The organism is Leptotrichia sp. oral taxon 218 (genome assembly GCF_018128225.1).
Lineage (GTDB): Bacteria > Fusobacteriota > Fusobacteriia > Fusobacteriales > Leptotrichiaceae > Leptotrichia.
In genome coordinates, this window is record NZ_CP072377.1 from 1,752,796 (window position 1) to 1,771,656 (window position 18,861).

General features: G+C 31.8%; 7 protein-coding genes and 1 pseudogene. All 8 read right to left on the reverse strand.

What is annotated here, in order from left to right; genetic code table 11:
- Positions 1 to 146: 146 nt before the first annotated feature.
- On the reverse strand, positions 147 to 9,833 hold the full coding sequence (locus J5A73_RS08275) for an autotransporter-associated N-terminal domain-containing protein (protein WP_211614775.1): 9,687 nt from the start codon (positions 9,831 to 9,833) through the stop codon (positions 147 to 149).
- Positions 9,834 to 9,976: 143 nt separating this feature from the next.
- Entirely contained in the window at positions 9,977 to 11,779 is a 1,803-nt protein-coding gene (locus J5A73_RS08280) for a peptidylprolyl isomerase (protein WP_211614778.1), read from the reverse strand.
- A gap of 72 nt (positions 11,780 to 11,851) precedes the next feature.
- Entirely contained in the window at positions 11,852 to 12,697 is an 846-nt protein-coding gene (locus J5A73_RS08285; protein WP_211614781.1) for an ABC-2 transporter permease, read from the reverse strand.
- Positions 12,697 to 13,392, reverse strand: coding sequence for an ABC transporter ATP-binding protein (locus J5A73_RS08290; protein ID WP_211614785.1), 696 nt, complete (start codon positions 13,390 to 13,392; stop codon positions 12,697 to 12,699). Before J5A73_RS08290 ends, J5A73_RS08285 begins: the two co-directional genes overlap by 1 nt.
- Positions 13,393 to 13,499: 107 nt before the next feature.
- Positions 13,500 to 13,796 (reverse strand): PG0541 family transporter-associated protein, encoded by a 297-nt coding sequence (locus tag J5A73_RS08295; protein ID WP_211614788.1) that lies wholly within the window; start codon positions 13,794 to 13,796, stop codon positions 13,500 to 13,502.
- 101 nt (positions 13,797 to 13,897) lie between these two features.
- Positions 13,898 to 15,145, reverse strand: a complete 1,248-nt coding sequence (locus J5A73_RS08300) for an RNA-guided endonuclease TnpB family protein (protein WP_211614791.1) — start codon at positions 15,143 to 15,145, stop codon at positions 13,898 to 13,900.
- A gap of 411 nt (positions 15,146 to 15,556) precedes the next feature.
- Positions 15,557 to 15,673, reverse strand: coding sequence for a MarR family transcriptional regulator (locus J5A73_RS08305; RefSeq protein ID WP_211614794.1), 117 nt, complete (start codon positions 15,671 to 15,673; stop codon positions 15,557 to 15,559).
- Positions 15,674 to 15,770: 97 nt separating this feature from the next.
- Positions 15,771 to 18,844 (reverse strand): annotated as a pseudogene (locus tag J5A73_RS08310) (efflux RND transporter permease subunit).
- Between the last annotated feature and the right edge of the window lie 17 nt (positions 18,845 to 18,861).

The window sequence follows — 18,861 nt, forward strand, 5'->3', positions numbered from 1 at the left end:
TATTTTTGTAAAAATTTTGTTTTTTTTCTTTAAAATTTCTTGTAACTTGCCAGTATTTTACAAAGAATCAAAATTTTTAATAAATTTTTCAAAAAACTGCACCTTTTGTCTTGTTTTTATCCAAGATTTTAGGTACAGTTTATATTTTAATAAATTATTCTAATTCCAAATCCACCTCTTAAATTTTTCACATCTGTGTCATATCCAGCGTTTAGCGTAACTCCTAATCTTGTATTTTCAATTCCAAGATTTAAGTCAGCTTTTCCATTTCCTCGTCTATTTTCTTTTTCACCTCTCAAGTTGTACCAATCGGCAGTTGTATAATTTACTCTTGCTCTGTTGTCTGCATCATTTACTTTTCCAAGTTCGCTTTCATAGGCAAGTCCAACTGTCGCTATAAATGTTGTTCGTTTTGCCATCTTTTGCTTAAATTTCCATTGCACACCAACTTCAGGTTTTATCGAATAATAGTCGTTTCCTTTGACTTCAAGCCGCACTTGACCGTCTTTTTCTTTTACGCCAGTGAATCTTCCATATTCAAGCGCCAAACTTGCATATGGCTTAATACTTGTTTTTTCACTCGTTCTAAAAGTTTTACTAACTTCATTTTTCACTGCAGCTCCGTAGCTGTAATATTCCGATTTTGCTTCAAAAATATCATCCACAACTGCAAATTTTCTCTTCATGTTATTAACTCCGCCAAATACTTCAGATGAAATTGTCCAATTTAAGCTGTTATTATAATCAAATGGAGTTGATTTAAAGATTCCAGCTTTTGCAACTTGCTGAACTTCTCTTGATTTTCCTAAGTCATCGAATTTAAAATTATTTCTCACAAAACCAGCATACCATCCTTTTGTATCTCCTAAATGAACTGTTTCGTCTTCATGTAAATATGCCACTCCATACGCATTTGAATCATAATCTATAATTCCTTCGCTGTCAGTTTTGTATCCATTTTTCATTCCAAATACTTTTATTTTATTAGATTGTTTTGATTTTGTTTCCCATTCGTTATACAAATAGTCAAATTCTTTATTTAACAGATGTCCTGTTTCAAAAATTCTTTGCTGAACATTTGCATATTGATGTCCCATCATTTCGTCGTATGCTTGAGCTAGTAAAACTTGTTCATTGTTTCCAATTCCATTTAATTTTTCAAACACTTCTTTTTCACGAGAATCCAGTGCATTCATATCGTATCTTTGTTCCAATCCATCTGTGAAATTATATTCGTTTGAAGTTTTTGAAACAAAAGCCGTATAAGGAATTTTTGTCATAAGAACTCTTGTTATTTGTCCTGTTACTGGGTCAACTTCAGGAGTTGCCATCCAAGTTAGGGAGCTTGAATAAGGAGTAAAATTAAATATTCCTGCTCTTATTTGATTTAAAAATGGATCTAAAATTTGACTTCCTATTGCTACATTTTTTGAATTTGTAAGTCTTGAAAATTCAGTTCCGATTATTAAGTCACTATCTATTGCCATTGATGAAACGCCGTTTAAATTTATTGGTTTTGTTCTTCCTAGCGTGTCAACATACACTCCAAAATTTGAAAATCCAATATTTTTTTGCACAGGAAAATCAATTGTCTGAACTTGGCTGTCGGTTAAAATGACTCCATTTCTCTGGATTGCTAATTTTCCGTTTGGAAGTGTCACAATTCCAACACCACCTACAGTTTTGCTTGGATCTTTTGGTGCATAATAATCATTTGCTCCATTTGCAGAATTAATCACTCCACCAGCATTTAATTCACTCAGTACTTTTGAAGTATTTTCGGCATCTTTTCCTATTGGAAGTGAATTTCCGCTCACACCGTTTGAATTAGCGTCATATCTCACTCCATACGATCTTGAACCAGTAATATTAATTGTTCCATAATTTTTTATAACTGATTTATTGTTTTGTGTTCCTTTAATTAACACACCATAACTTCTATCAGCGTCAATATCAATTGTTCCATAATTTTCAAGCGTACTTCCATTTAACACAGCAACTCCAACCAAACTTTTCACATTATCATTTCCAGAATAAGAACCAGCTGTTCTAATTACTCCATTTGCTTCATTCACAAATTTTGCACCATTATCCGCAAAAACTCCTATCATTGTGTTGACTGGTTTTGCCGCTGTTGCTCCCGATGCGTCTAAATAGATATTTCCAGAATTTCTCATTGTAGTTCCTGCACCATTTCCATACATCCCCATACTAAGTCCACCGGTTACATATATATCTCCTCTATTTTCAATTGCTCCACCATCAGTTGCAGCCATTGCAATTCCGTAGTAAACATTGTTTTTATCACTTGCGTCAGTTTCTCCAACTCTGATAACTCCTCCATTTGAATTAACTGCCACAGAATTTAATCCAGTTGAATAAACTCCGATATTTCCAAGTCCTTGTGACAAGTCAATATTTCCGTTGTTTGCCACATAACCGCCATCTTTTGCGTAAATTGCTATTATTTTTCCGTTTGTTCCAGAATTTATATTAGCGTTGTTTACTACGACAGATTTTCCTTCAGAATAAAGGAAAGTTGACTCATTTCCCAAACTTACTTGTTCAGTTGCAGAGTTTGTGTAAAAGTTTGTCGCTGTACCTGGATTTGCTAAAATAACACCGTACGATTTATCTCCGACATTGAAATTTGATGTATTGTCACTGACTACAACTCCATTTGTTCCATAAACTCCGACAGGTTCACTATTTAGTGCAGTCGCTGTATGTGGTGCCACATTTACCGTTCCGCTTAAATTAACGCTTCCACCTCTTTTGTAAATTCCTATTGCCTGGTCTGCTACATTTATCACAGAATTTGTCGTCACATTTCCATTTTCACTTAATGAATAAATTCCAAATGAACCGTCATTTACATTTATAGTTCCATTATTTGTAATATTAATTTTAGAACCACCTTTTGCATAAATTCCAACAGTTGAATTATTTTTATTGGAATCAGTTGTAGCGGCAATATTCATTGTTCCATTATTTATAACATTCTGCTCATCTGTTCCTTCCAAATAAATTCCGATTGAACGCTTACCAGAAATGTCAAAACTTTGATTACTTACAATTTGTTTTGCACTTCCGCTCGTATTTCTACTAAAAATTCCAATTGAGTCGTCACCTGATAAACTTATTTTTGCGTCATTTGTCACATTTGAATTTAGCGCAACAATTCCTTTTGCTTTATTATTTGTACTTACAATTGAGTTTCCATTAACTTTAGCTGTTGCACCGTCAACATATATTCCAGTCGAACTTGTCCCCAAAGTTATTTTATTCCATCCTGTAAATTCAGATTTTCCAGTCATATAGGCCCCAACTCCATTTGCAGATACAAAAATATCGTTTCCATTTAAAATAGCTTTACTATTGTCAATAAATAACAATGGTTCTGATGAAGTTGCAAGAGTTCCAGTATTGTTATAATTTAGCGTTGAGTTTTCCAAATATCCTAAACTTCCACTATTTGCAAAATTATAGTTTCCGCCATTTACATTTATTGTGGCGTCTTTTCCGTAAAAGGCAAAAGCACGATTTCCCACAATTACATTTCCTGTCGTTGTCAAAGTTCCATTTTGTATAAACATCGCAACTGCTGGATTTTTTACAGTTCCGTCAGGATTTAAGACAGAATCTCCAACTGTTAAGTTTCCAGTATTATTTACAGTCGCCTTGTTTGCTGAATTTTGAGTTACATAAATTGCAGCTGAACCATTTCCTATTGTTATATCTCCACTATTTTTTACATTCAAATCCTGATTTCTTACTATATTTCCAGAAATATCCTTATCAGTCGCATAAATTCCAACAGAATTATTTCCTCCTGTCAAAGGACCTTTATTTTCCACTTTGTCAAATCCTATCGCATAAATTCCAGCCGAACCATTTCCTATTGTTATACTTCCAGTGGCTTCATTTAAAATCTCAGATTTATTTACATATCCTGCAGCTGCACCGCTATATGGCGCTGTACTTGAATTATAAACTCCGTAAATGGCTGTCGACTTGTCACCAACTTTCAAAGGTCCAGCATTTTTTCCACGAGCTGAATCCAAATATATTCCAGTCGAACTAGTTGCATTTGACAAATCAAGCGTTCCATTATTTACAACTTCGTAACCTAATTCTCTCCAAGCTACTGGAGCAGTTAAAGTTTCATTTTCATTTCCTTCAGCCATAAGTCCAATTATATTTTTTGAACCTGCTGTGGCATTGACCAAAAATCCTGAATTTAAAATAGCCTCTCCATTTATCACATGCGACATCACATTTCCAGTTTCCAAAGTTACATTTGCCTTAGTTATTGCTGGTCCTTCTGTAAGCCTAATTCTTTCAGAAGAATATCCATTTGTTGTAAATGTTCCACCGCCATCGTTAATAATTGCTCCTCTTTGTCCAAAAATAGCAACTCCTGAGCCACCTAACTCAATTTTAGAACCACCTTGAAAATTAACTGTTGAACCTGTCGTAACAATTGCTCCAACTCCATTAGATCCATTTAATTTAATATTTGATCCACTTGCAATTGTCACTTCGGATACAGCGCTTCCACCGCCATTTCCTATATAAATACCTGTTCCTGCTGTCGTTCCATCTCCAATTTTCATTTGTCCCGTATAAGAAATTTTACTTCCATTATCGGCAAATAATCCAACACCATTTGCTCCTGTTGTAATCGAAGTATCTATCGTTTTTGGCGTAGAACCTCCTTGTTTATCGGCATAAATACCAATTGCATAATTTTGTCCGTCTGTATTTCCAACTTTTATTCCACCTGTGTAACTTGAAATTTTCGTATTTCCTTTTAAAACTAATCCAATAATTCCATTTCCACCATCTGCTCCTGTTGTAAAGTCAAGTGCTGGAGTTGTTGAAACAAGTTCAGCTGGAGTTGATGAATTATTTCCTGATTCATTAGTTCCATCCAGATAGACTCCTACTCCATAACCATTTACTCTTCCAATAGAATTTTGTATTTTCCCAGCATTTTTAATATAATAAGCGACTTGATTTTGAGAATTTTTGTTCAAGTCAATAGTTCCGTTTGTTCCGTCAACTGTCGCATCTTGAGTTAAATAAACTCCAACAGAAGAATTAGCTGCATTAGAGAGTACAATATTTCCTTCTTGAGAAATTGTCGATTTTGGAGTATAAATTCCAACTGTGCTTTCATCGTTTAAATTTATCGTTCCAGTATTTTTTATAATCGAATCTCCAACACTTCCTGCATAAAGTTTTGTAGTTCCATCATAAACATTACTTGCAAACATTCCTGTTGAATTCTTTTCATTTACTTCAATAGTTCCGCCATTTTCCAATTCAATCTTTTTACCAGCAGCACTACTTGCTCCAAACATTCCAACCGACGACTTTCCGTCAAGTTTAATTTTTCCAGTATTTTTACCTTTAGCGTTATCTTTTACAAATATTCCAGTTGATTCTTTTCCAGAAAACTCAATGTCTTTAGAATTCAAAACTTCAGTTCCAGTATCTTTTCCATACATTCCAATCACAGATTCAAAATTACTTACAATTGTTCCTGCATTTTCAATTTTTGCACTTGCTATAGCCGCCATTCCTGTCGAATTTTTACTTTTCAAAGTAATTGTCCCAGCATTTTTACCTTTAGTTCCGCTATCACTTACATAAATACCAGTTGACTGACTTCCAGTAGAAGTTCCTTCCACAGTTATATTAGAACTATTTAAGACATCTGCTCCATTTTTTCCAAACATTCCAGTTGACTGGTCACTTTTTACAAGAATATCTTTAGAATTTTTCAATGTTGATTTATTTCCATACATTCCAACAGATTCATTTCCATTTACTGTAACTGTCCCTTGATTTTCTGCATTTAAGTCAGAATTTGAACTTGTTGAACTTTCAGCAAAAATACCTGCTGATTTTGTCATATTGACATTTATATTTCCTGCATTTTCATTAGTTATATTTAAAGTTCCCCCAGTTAATAATCCGTACATTCCAGCACTTTTGTTTTCACTGCTTCCAGCATTTCCAACATTTATAGTTCCGCTATTTTTCATACTATGACTGTTACTTGAAAACTCTCCATAAATTCCTGCTGAATCTGATTTTTCAATAGTAATCGAGTTTTTATTTTCAGCATCACTGTTTTTAAGAAAAATTCCTGCTGATTTATCGCTAGTCATTTTAATTTTTCCCAAATTCGTAATTGTAGATTCAGTTTCTCCGTAAATTCCAGCTGACTTATCGCCAGACATCTCAATTTTACCAGTTGCATCATTTGTCACAGTCGACTTAGTTGCAGAAATTCCAATTGATTTAGTTTTACTTCCAGCAATTTTACCATTATTTAAAACATTTATTTTATCCACGCCATTTGAAACATTATTCTTTGCCAAAATTCCAACTGAGTTATCCATATCTACAGAAATAGTCGCATTTCCTTCATTTTTCAATGTCAAAACTTTTGAAACACCACTTTCTGTTTCCCCATAAATTCCAACACTTTTATTTTGAGTTCCACTTGGCGTAAGATTTATATTCCCATTATTTACAGCAGAATAATCTTTCGTTGCATTTATCGTAAGTTTTGCAAACATTCCAGCACTTTCGCCTGATTTTACATTTATCACACCATTACTATTATTTGTAGAATTACTGTCCTGTGTATAAATTCCAGCTGACTTATCACCTTCAACATCAACAGTGGCAGCATTTGTCACAGTCGAATCATTTTTTCCAAACATTCCAGCTGAACCTTGTGCTTCTGTTTTGATTGTTCCACTTAAATTAGAAACCGTACTCGCATCTCCAAATAATCCCACAGAAGATTTTCCACTTGTCGTAATATTTCCTTTATTTTCCAATGTTGATTTATTATTACCATAAATAGCAGTAGAACCTTTGTTTGCAGTAGTTATTATATTATTATTTAACCCTGTCGAATTATTTAAATAAATTCCCACAGCTCCATTATTTCCAGTCAAAGCAAGTGTCCCATTATTTTCAACTGTTGCTCTATTTATTCCAGAAATTGTAGTCTTTATATTCGAAGTCAAAATTTTCCCAGAATTTATATTCACTGTTCCGCCATTTGTCACAAAAAGCTGTGCTTTGTCAGACACATTACTAAATTTCCCTGCTACCGTTGTATTTAAATCATCATCAATATTTACAGTTGTCCCATTTTCGCTATAAAATAAAGCTGAACCTGCAGCCATTTTTGAAACTGTCAAATTTCCAAGTATAGAATTAGTTATATTTACAGTTGGCGTTCCTACATTTCCAAAATAAGCAAAAACCGCATTTTTTCCAATGCTTGTTTCCAATTTATTTATAGAAAATCTATTACCAAATTCTGAAGTATCAGAAGAATAAAGTCCAATTGTTCTTTCTCCAAGCGTCAATTTAGCGTTATCAGAAAATGTCGTTGTACCAGCTTCTGAATAAACTCCCATCCCTGTATTAGAAGTTGTTGAGTTCCCAACTACAATCTCAGATTTTACCGTTCCTGTTGAATTATTATTAAAAATCCCTATTCCACCATTATTAGCCGTAATTGTTCCAGCATCGTGAGAAAATGTCCCATTTTCAGAATAAAGCGCAACTGCTCCTCCACCGTTTGTCGTTACATTTCCTTCATTTGTAAATGTTCCTCCATTTTGAACTACAGCATGATATTTATCACTTGATATAGTTTTTCCGCTTTCATTTGTAACGGTAGAATTTCCAGCATACACTCCTATTGAATTACTTCCAGTTGCAGCAATTGTCCCAGAGTTTTTAAAGTTTGTATTTTCCAACATCACACCATAGCCATTAGTTCCAGCAATATTGATAGTATTGTTGTTTCCATTAATTCCTGTAATGTTTCTAAAATACATTCCGATATTTTTGTCTCCATTTACATCAATTTTTCCATCATTTGCAAATGCCGCCGTTTCAGAAAAAACTCCCATATTTCCACCAACAGTGCTGTTAATAGTTATTGTTCCTGTACTTGTATTTTTCATATTTGTAGCATCTGCACTTCCAACACGGATTCCCATACTTCCAGTTGCATTTCCAGATATTATTATATTTTTATTATTCTCAACTTTTGAATTAACTTCAGAGTAAAGTCCAAATGAGTTATTTCCCGTTATTGTAATTGTTCCGTCATTTACAGCTCCATCATTTCCTAATTCATCCAAAAGAGTGATTCCACCTGATTCTTCTCCTTTTACATTTATATTTCCTAAATTTTGAAATTTTGATTCATTTCCTAAATCAACTCCAGTTTTTGCAACTACCATTCCATGGCTTTTTTTATTTTCCAAGTCGATAGTTCCACTACTATCATTAATAGCTATCATATGCCAACTATTTTTTAGGATGGAATTATCAACTAAAATATCACTTGTTGCAAATCCTGCTGAATTTTCTCCATTCATAACAATATTTTTTTTATTTATTAAGGTATGCTTATTTACACCAGTATTCTTTTCAGAAGTAAATATCATTGCAACTTGATTATTATTATTTCCTTGAATAAGTCCATTATTTATACCCGTAACTTTCATGACTTGATGCGTATCTGGCTGAACTTCTATTCCAGCCGTAACTTCAGCTACTAAATAAATAGTACCATTATTAGTAAAAGAATAAACAGGTGTTGTAATTCCACCCCATTCTATTATTCCATTTTTTTGGCTGGTTGGCAGTCCCGGATCTAATGTAACTGCTCTTTTTGTAGTTATATCTACATACATAACAGTATTTGTTGCAGTAGTAAAATCTCCACTATTAGTTATATATTCAGCAATTGCATTTTGCTTATTAGCAGCACCTTTACTTAAATAATAATCTTTTCCATCTAAATTTTTATTCTGATTCATTGTAAATCCTTGGTTATTCCCATACGGCTCTAAAGCTGGAACTTGAAACTCAACATTATTAATAGTAAGTTTTGGAGTTTTCACAACAGGTTTTTGTGGCTGAGTTACCGTTAAAGCCTGAATTTCATTAACACTTGGCGCAGTTATATTCATCTCAATATTTGGCGAACTAAGCTGCATTGAAATTGATGGCGCTTGTGCCAATACTGGTTCCTCTGGTGCTTTTGGTGCAGTAACATTTATTGAAACTGGCGTTATTGTTGGCAATTTTATTACTGGCGCATCTAGTGGCTTATTTACATTTAAAGTCACATTTGGTTTTATCACTTTTTTTGGCATGTCAATTTGTGGCTCTATTTTTATTTCTTCCTTTTGAATTGACTTTGGTCTTACATTTGCCATTATTTGAATTTCTACTTCTGGCTCTTGAACATCTAATAAGTTTACAAGTCCAGATTTTGTAGTTCTTCTTGTCGAATCATAGTTTGTAATTTGACCCATGATACTTTGTGCATTTCTTCCTTTTGTAAGTAAAACTCCTCTTTGCGACCAGTCTCCTCTGGAATACATATATTTTCCTTCTTTATCTCCATATCCTTTGAAAACTCCGCTATTTCTGCTAGCAAAAGTATTCACTCCAAATTGCCAGCTGCTCCAAGGTGATTTTATAACTTGATCCCCTTGTTCCATAAGTTCGATTAATTCTAATTCTGCATCATCTATTTCTTTTTCATTCTGCTTTTTAGTTTTCTTAATGTGAAGTCGTGTACTGTCCGCCGCCATCACAATTTCTTTATTTACTCTTTCGTAAAGCATATTAGGATTTGTGTTAAGTCCTGTCGAAAAAGTTATCATTCCTGTCATAAGATATGTAAATAGCAAAGCCTCGGTATATCTCACACCTCTCACTTGCTTTGCTAACGCTTTCATATCTCTTTGAGCTTGTCTTAAATTATTTGTCATAAATTCTCCTATTCTTATCCTCAATTAAAAAAAAAATATTATAATTTTTAATAAAATTTTTGTTTTTAGCGGCCTTAATTATATCATAAAAAAAAACCTTATTCAATGAATAAAGTTTTTTTTATTTTATTAATTTAATTATTTTATTTTATACTTGCAAAAGTTTTTTCAGCAAATTCATGTGCCAATTCCAATCTTGCTCTTTCTTTTGAATTTTCAAAAGTGGCAGGTGTAAACGGTATTTCTGAAGTTTTTACAACTAGGAAATAACCAGCTGGAAGATTTTTTTCTATTATTTCATTTTGTTTAGAAGCAAATAGTTTATTTACCAATTCATCATCTTTTCCAATTCCAGGAACTGTCTCACCTTTTAGTAATTTTTTAAATCTTTCTTTTACATTAAAGTTAAATCTGTCTTGTTTTTCAACTTGATCCCAAGTAGCTTTTCCGCTTTGAACTTGTGCTTTTAAGTCATTAATTTTTTGTGCAACTTTTTGTTTTGTAGCTTCTGATATATTTGGTGTAATCAGAATGTGACTAACTTTTGCTACATTTGGATTATTTGCATCTTTTGATTCAATATAAATAATGTGGTATCCAAACTGTGTTTGAATAGGTCCCACTATATCTCCCGCTTTTCCATTTTTAACCGCATTTGCAAATTCTGGGACAAGTCCAGATAGATCAGTTGTTTCTCCTAAACTTCCACCTTTAGAAGCTGACTTAAAATCTTTTGAAAATTCTTTCGCTTTTTGTGCAAAGTTATCTTTATTTGTTGTCTTCATAATTTCCTGTGCCTGTTTTTTAGCATTTTCTAAATCTTGTGAACTTGGTTGATATTCATCTCCTATAACATATCCTCCAATGCTGTTTTTCGTACTATAGCTATCTTTTTTCTGTTCAAATCTAGCTCTTAGTGTCGCATCGTCAGTTTTATAGTTGTCAATCAAAGAATTATAATATCTTTTAGATAAATCTTGTAATTGATCAACTCCGACAAGTTCTGGATCTGGTTTTAATCCAGCAGCTTTTGCTTTTACTGAAATTTTTACCAGTTTATCTAATTCCACTTTTAAATTAGCTTTTATACTGTTTAATAAATTTTCGGAATATCCTAATTGTGATTCTGAAATAGTTTTCAAAAGTCTTTCATTTACTGTTTTATTTAATATTTTATATTCACCATTTCTAGCTACAATCACTTTAGAATTATCATATATTTTTTTTATTTCAGGATTTTTAAACTCAATTCTTGCTTTTTCGCTCAATTTTGTTAAATAAGAGTTTAGCAGTGCATCATTTTTTTCCTGTTGTAAACTTTCTTTCAATTGATTTTTTATCTCATTGAAATCTTTTCCAGCAAGTCCAGCATATTGTTCCCTGTCAAACGCTTTTTTTACATCCGCATCAGAAATCTGATCTGCTCCAAACATTTTTTCCTGTAATTTTTGCATAATCTTATCTTGTTTTATTGCATTTTTGTAATCAGTTAAGTTTCTGTATCCACGAGCTGCCAACGCATTCATAAGATCTTCTTTTTTCACACCTTTAATTTCTTTATTAACTTGTCTATTAATTTCGCCATTTGGCACTTTTATTTTAAAATCAGATGCTGCTGAAATTAAAAGCGCTTTACTTACTAGATTTTGTAAAATTATCTCGTCTGTTATGCTATCTGGCACATCTTGTAAATTTTCTTGGGGTACTCCCATCTGTGCTTTTTGCTGATTTAATTGTGACAACTGATCTTTTAATATCTGTTTATATGATTCAAACTGGTCTTTATAGATTTTCTCATTATTAACTGTCGCAATAACTTCTCTATTTGACATTTGTCCAAAAATATTATTTTTCAAAAATAATATCGCACTTGCAAGCATTCCAATTGCAAATACAACTATCATAATAATGGACAATCTCTTAATTACTTTTCTGCTGTTTCCCATTTTCAATTTCCTTTCTCAAAATTTTCCGATTTTTTAACTATCATTTATTATAGCACATTCTGAAACTTTTTTCTATTCTAAATCTATTTTTTTAGAATGAATGTAATTTATAAGAAAGAAAATTCCAACATTTAAAAGAGCCACAAAAACTATATAAGTTATCCCATATTCTGTCATTAAACTAAAAAATACATTATCTCTTATTTCAATATCAGAGTTCAATTTAAATAAAAAACTTGCCATCAATGAAAAATAAAATATCCCAAGTATTATATTTGTTACAACATATGTAACTATTCCCATAATAAGTTTGTTAGATTTTACCAAATTTGCAAAAGTTACACACATCATAAAAACCCAAGAATTTAAAAGATATTGTAAAATTATACAAATTAACACAATTATTGCCACTCCCACAAATTTCCCAAAATACGGACTATGAAACAATTGCATTTTTAACTCATTTAATTCTGAATTTATAACTTTTAAACTTTGACCACTTGCAAGCAGACCGTTTATAGTTCCGATTATGTAAAAAACTATATAAAATATCGCTGAAATAAATGTCCAAAATATAAAATTCAAATATTTTGCCAAAATTAACTTTTTCGAACTTATTGGCAAGGAATTTATCAAATACCCTTCATTTCCATAAACTGAATTATTAAAATTCATTATTAAAATAAAAATAGTTAAAATGAAAGCATATGACATTATCAAAAAAAACGAAAGCGAAAATACCATTTTTAAAAGATAAAAAATAATAAAACTTGCATTTTCTTGTGATGCAGTCATACTTAATCGTATAACAAATGTAGTACATATTTGATTTACAACTCCAATTATAATTGCCACCAGATAAAGTGGTATAAGTCGTCTTTTAATCGCTCTAAAATCATATTTAAACAATTTCAACATTATTTAAACACCTCCCTAAAATATTCATCAATACTGACATTATGCTCTTTTTTAACATTCTCAATTGAATCGTACAGCAAAATATCCCCATCATTCACAAAAATAACTTCATCCAAGATTTTTTCCACATCATTGATTAAATGTGTTGAAATAATAAGTGTCGCCTCTTTGTTATAATTTTTAATTATCGTATTTAAAATATAATCTCTCGTAACTGGATCAACTCCAGCTATAGGTTCGTCCAGCAAATAAAGTTTTGCTTTTCTACTCATTGCCAAAATAAGTTGCACTTTTTCTCTATTTCCCTTCGACAACGCTTTAAATTTCGCATTTTTATCAATTTTCAAATCTTTTAACATCCCTCTTGCGACATTTTCATCAAAATCAGGATAAAAATCCAAAAATAATTGAATCAACGAATCAATACTTTGATTTTTGTCCAAATAATCCCTATCTGGAAGATACGAAATTATCTTTTTAGTCTCCACACCAATTGGCAGTCCATCAATTAAAATTTCTCCTGAAGTCGGCTTTAAAAGTCCCACTGCAAGTTTAATAAAAGTCGTTTTCCCGCTTCCATTTGGACCAAGTAATCCGATTATTTTATTTTTATTAATGGATAAATTAATACTATTTAGTGCCACATTATTTTTATACAATTTTTTTAAATCTTTGCACTCCACTATTTTTTCCATAATTTTACTTCCTTTCCATTTTTTCTTGAAGTTATTTTATCACAAATTTAAAAATTTTTAAACAAAAATATAAATAAAAAACCAGCATCTCTGCTGATTTTTTTATTTTACAAAATGATATCATCTACTGGTAACATCACCGCTCCCATCGAAATTCCTCGACCTAAGTCTATTTTCATAATTTTAATAATCCGTATAATCTCTTGTGCGTGCCTGTCTTCCAAATAAGTAACTAAAATACTGTCTGTCCCTGGCCAAACATGTGTATTAAAATGTTTAAAAGTTTTACTCCAAGAACTATGAACAGCTGGAACTATAAAATATTGATCTATTCCATACTCTCTTAATTCTTCTTTCATTTTTTTCGTATAAAATGAATCAAAATATATTTCTAATCTTTTCACAAAATTCTCCCCTCTAATTTTTCTGAACCTCCCACGACTAAAGTCACAGGGTTCTAAAATCTCTAAAAATATTTAAAAATTTTCTAAGAAGTTTGATAGCTTTACACTACCCTTATTCTTTTAGGTGTGTTCAGCTCACCTCTATTGTATAGGACACTTAAGTCCACAACTTTACTTTTTCTTAAAATATTTAATGCTCCATTACAATCTGCATTTATGAGTTTACCTGCGCTTGTTTGATATAGTCCTCTTTTTATCCTTTTTCCACTGAATTTATATTCTTGTATATTTTCTTTATCATATATTGGAATTTCATCTCTATCAAAGAAACTTGCTTTTGATGTATAACTTTCTTCTTGTAGCTTAAATTCTATTCCATATAGTTTACATAGATATATTAATTTATCTCTTAATTTTCCATATGGTATATTTACAAAATTTTGATTATTTATACTTCCAATATTTGAATTTCTTTGAAAATCTTCATTATATCCTAGAACTATTTTTCCTATATCATTATTAAGACAATAATTTATTATCATTCTTGCTGCTTTTGAAAGATAATCATTTATACGATTATTTCTCTTTCTGACTATTCTCTTTTGTCTTAATGTTGTGCGGGAGGTCTTTTGCTTATCTTTTATACTTTGTAATTTTGCATTTATCTTATTATAGTATTGATTAATAGATTTTAATTTTCTACCGTCTATTAGGAATGAAGCTCCGTTATTAGTTACACAAGTACAAAGATTGTTTATACCTAAATCAATTCCTAGTGCATTTTCTTTATTTAATTCCCTTTGAACTTCCTCTACTTCATAAGTATATTGAATTTCAAAGTACCTAGAATGTTGTTTTGGTATTATTCTAATCTCTTTTATCTTCTTGCCTTTTAATACTGGTGGTAGCTTAATTTTAACTTCCTGATGAGTTTTCTTAAACGAATTTGAATAAGGAACTATCAGCATATTATCTTTTAATCTAATAAAACCTATAACAAGAGTTGTAAAACCATCTTTATCAAGATATTTAGGTAATTTTATTTTTTTATTATCATATTGACCATTTTTAGCAAGTCTTAAAAGTCCAAAAAATGATTTGAAACTTCCATCTACTTCTTTTAGAATTTGCTGAGCTATATTAGAATTTAATTTCTTGTAATTTTCACTATTTTTAAGTATTTTATAGTTTTCATTATAACTTAAATACTTTTTCTTATTAAAATAGTATTGTCTAATATTATATATAGCTTCATTAGTTAAGTTCTTGGCTATATGAGATAAATATTTTAAATTCCTAAACTCTTTTTTACTAAGATGTTTTACTTGCTGTTTTAATGTTAAATACATAGATATCACCTCCTTTTCATCAGAGATATTATACCATGTATTCTACATTTTATCTGTCAAAAAAGTAATATTTTTTATTTATTTTTAAAGTTTTTAAACCCCCACAACAGTGGGAAGTGTTGTTCACATAAGTGCGCTACTACTTATGTAGTTCTCTTATGAACTTCTTGTTATCTCTAACAAGCACAGACTATATCTTATCCATAGTGTATTTTGACACCTTAGGCGAAACCACTTCCAATACCAATCACTTATATTGTCCCCTCACGAGGGATAGTCGTTGAACTTTCCTTTTCAGGCTTAGCTGCTGATTGTCTATTATCATAATGTTTAGGATTTAACCTTGCACCATCTAGTATATTTTTTCTGCTTTCGCTACCTTCACACTTATACCATATTCTCAATTAGGTATTATGTTGTGGTCATACTAGCTTTAAGAGTTCCCAGCAATTCAGTTTCTTTGTTGCACGATTTTTCTCCGTGTCTACATACAAGTTTCCCTATATGCTTACTAAAATTTTCGTGCAATTCATCTCACGACTAAAGTCGCGAGTGTTCTTGCACTATTTAATAAAAAAGTAAATTTTATAAGTTACCAAACACTTTAATAAATCAAAGAATCGAATTATTTAGCATATCCTCTTCTTTCTTCTTCTTTTTCCTGTCTTCTCTTTTCTTCTTTTTCTTTTTGTTTTCTCTCTTTTCTTTCTTCAACCAACGAATATAACACTGGTGTAAAGAACAATGTCAAGATTGTACAGAATGAAAGTCCAAACATTACTGCAATCGCCATTCCTTGATAGTATCCCGAACTTCCTTTACTCGAGAATACCATTGGCAACCAACCTAATACTGTTGTAAGCGTTGTCATTAAAATTGGTCGTAGTCTTGAACCACAGGCTTCTACTAAGGCATCATGAATCGACCAGCCTTTTTTCCGCAATCCCGCAACGAAATCAAGCATTACAATCGCATTATTAACCGCCATACCAAATAACATCAAGATACCAATCATAACGAACATACTAAGTTGTACTCTAGTTATCGCTAATCCTAAAATTACTCCAATCATTGATAATGGCAATGTTGTCATAATCATAAGTGGCAAGATAAATGATTCCAACTGAACCGCAAGTACTGTATAAATCAACACAATCGCAAGTAACAAGTCTTTCTTAATTTGTCCACCCATTTCAGATTGGTTTTTAGCTTGTCCTGCTACCCCAATTTTGTATCCTTCAGCTGGATTTGCCTTCTTGAATGACTGTTGAATAAATGTCGCTGCATCGTTAAATCCTTTTGATTTATCCAAGTTTGCACCAACTGTTACAATTCTTTTACCATTTTCTGTTGAAATAGTTGACGCACTTTCTTCATATTGCATTGTAGCAATATCTCCTAATCTAACATAAGTTCCTTTATTAGTTTTTATCTCTAAATCCATAATTTTATTCAATGAATTTTTTGATTTTTTTCCAATTCCAACACTACATCCAATGTTTCTGTACTTTGAGTTACATCAATCGGATTTGCAGATCCAGAAGCTGTCATAAATAACATTTGAGTAATATCTGTTACAGTTATTCCATAACTTTCCGCTTTCACTCTGTCAACTTCCAATTTAGCTTGTGGATATCCACCTTCAGTCGATGACTTAACATCCTTAAACCAAGACTGACTCTTCATATCATTCATTATCGAATTTGCAATTCTATTCAGTTCTTGTGGGTCATCACCTTCTATTTGAAACGAATAATCTTTCTGCGATGAACGACCTCCTGCTTTTTGTGGTGAAACCGCAAGTGTTACATTTGGTAAATCTTTTAATTTTTCTCTGACACGGTTCATTGCCTTCATCGTATCTTTCTTTACATCGACATTTATTGTCGCTGCACTTTTTGAGGCAATAACATTTATATCTTTAGTCGCTGGATCTGCTTTTACAACAGCTTCCATTTTATTTGCAATATCTTTTGACACATCTAAATCTAATCCTGTCGCAAGTGTCGCAACTACCGAATATTGATTATCGTCAATCGTTGGAAAGAACGTAGTTTTTACCGTTTTTCCTATTCCAAATACAACTATAACAAATGTTATTGTAACTCCAATTACCATTTTCCATCTATTTTCCAATACTTTTGCCACTAATTCTTTATATTTATCTCTAAATGCATTAAATTTAGCAGCTTTTTCAGCATTATCTGATATTTTTTTAACATCTAAAAATAAACTCGAAGCCATTGGAACCCATAACATCGCAACAATAATCGAAGCTGACAACGCAAACATCATTGAAAATGCAATACTCTTAAATACTTCCTTAGCAAGTCCTTCAAATAATATAATTGGTAAAAATACACAAACTGAAGTTGCAGTTGACGCCATCATCGGAAGAATTACTTCATTTGTACCCCGTATCGCTGCTACATCTGCTGGTTCCTTATTAATCTGAATGTGATCAAAAATATTATCCAGCGTAACAACTCCGTTATCTACTAATGATCCAACTGCAAGTGATAATCCCATTAACGAAACCATATTCAATGTTATCCCTTGTGTTGTAAGTAAGAAGAATGTAAACATTGCTGAAATCGGAATCAATGTTCCCACAACTAATGACGCTCTCAAGTTTTTCAAGAATACAAAAAGTACTATGATTGTAATGATAACCGCTTGTATCCCAGAACTTGCAACATTTTTTATTGATTCACTAACTTTTTCACTGTTATCAACTATTATATTATAACTAGAACCTTCTGGAAATAATGGTTTTGCTTCTTTCAAAGTTTCCTTAGCCTTTTTAGCAACCTCCACCAAGTTACCATCTTTACTCTTTTGAATCATAACGGCAACCATTTCTTTTCCATTATATGTTACATATGATGTAGGATCCTCTGTTCCATACTCAACTTTTGCCACATCAGCCAATCTAACTGTTTGATTATTTTGATTTGAAATAACGATATCCTGAATTTGATCAAGCTCTTTTAATTCTCCATCAACTTTTAGGATAAATTCTTTCGTCCCATCAGTTATTGTACCTGCTGGTGTTACCGTATTAGCTGCTTTTATTTTACTATAAATTTCTGCCGCTGACAAATTATATTCCTTTAATCTAGCTGGATCCAGCCAAACTTTAATTTGTCTTGTCGCATTACCCATTACAGAAATATTACCGATACCTCTATTTCTCTTCAATCTAGGTTGTAATGTTTCTTCAACAAATGATGTTATTAACTCTTTATTTTTCCCAGTAATTCCAATCATTAACGCCATGTTGGAACTCCCTGCTATATCTAATTTTGATACTGTAGGATCTTTAAAGTTATCATCATCTGGCAATTGTCCTTTTATTTTATCTATTTGTGTTTGAACTTGTACTTGTTTAATATCTGTATCTACACCATAGTTAAACTCTATCGTAACTACTGATGAACCATAAGATGAAGATGTTGTAATATTTTTAATTCCATCTACATTCAATGCCGCATCTTCAATTTTTTTAGATACTTGTGTTTTTACATCTTCCGCTGTCGCTCCAGTCCAAGTGGCATTAACAACAACTATCGGTATATCATAATCTGGTATTCTTTCCTGTTTCATACCTGTCATCGCTACCCAACCAGCAAAAATCATAAATATAAGTATCATCGTTGTCGACACTACTCTCTTCGTTGCAAATTCTGCTACTGTCATTTTTTTTCACACGATAA

Excerpts from the sequence above, each read along its gene's own strand:
- J5A73_RS08275 (WP_211614775.1), bottom strand. The coding sequence starts at position 9,833 with ATGACAAATAATTTAAGACAAGCTCAAAGAGATATGAAAGCGTTAGCA.
- J5A73_RS08280 (WP_211614778.1), bottom strand. The coding sequence starts at position 11,779 with ATGGGAAACAGCAGAAAAGTAATTAAGAGATTGTCCATTATTATGATA.
- J5A73_RS08285 (WP_211614781.1), bottom strand. The coding sequence starts at position 12,697 with ATGTTGAAATTGTTTAAATATGATTTTAGAGCGATTAAAAGACGACTT.
- J5A73_RS08290 (WP_211614785.1), bottom strand. The coding sequence starts at position 13,392 with ATGGAAAAAATAGTGGAGTGCAAAGATTTAAAAAAATTGTATAAAAAT.
- J5A73_RS08300 (WP_211614791.1), bottom strand. The coding sequence starts at position 15,145 with ATGTATTTAACATTAAAACAGCAAGTAAAACATCTTAGTAAAAAAGAG.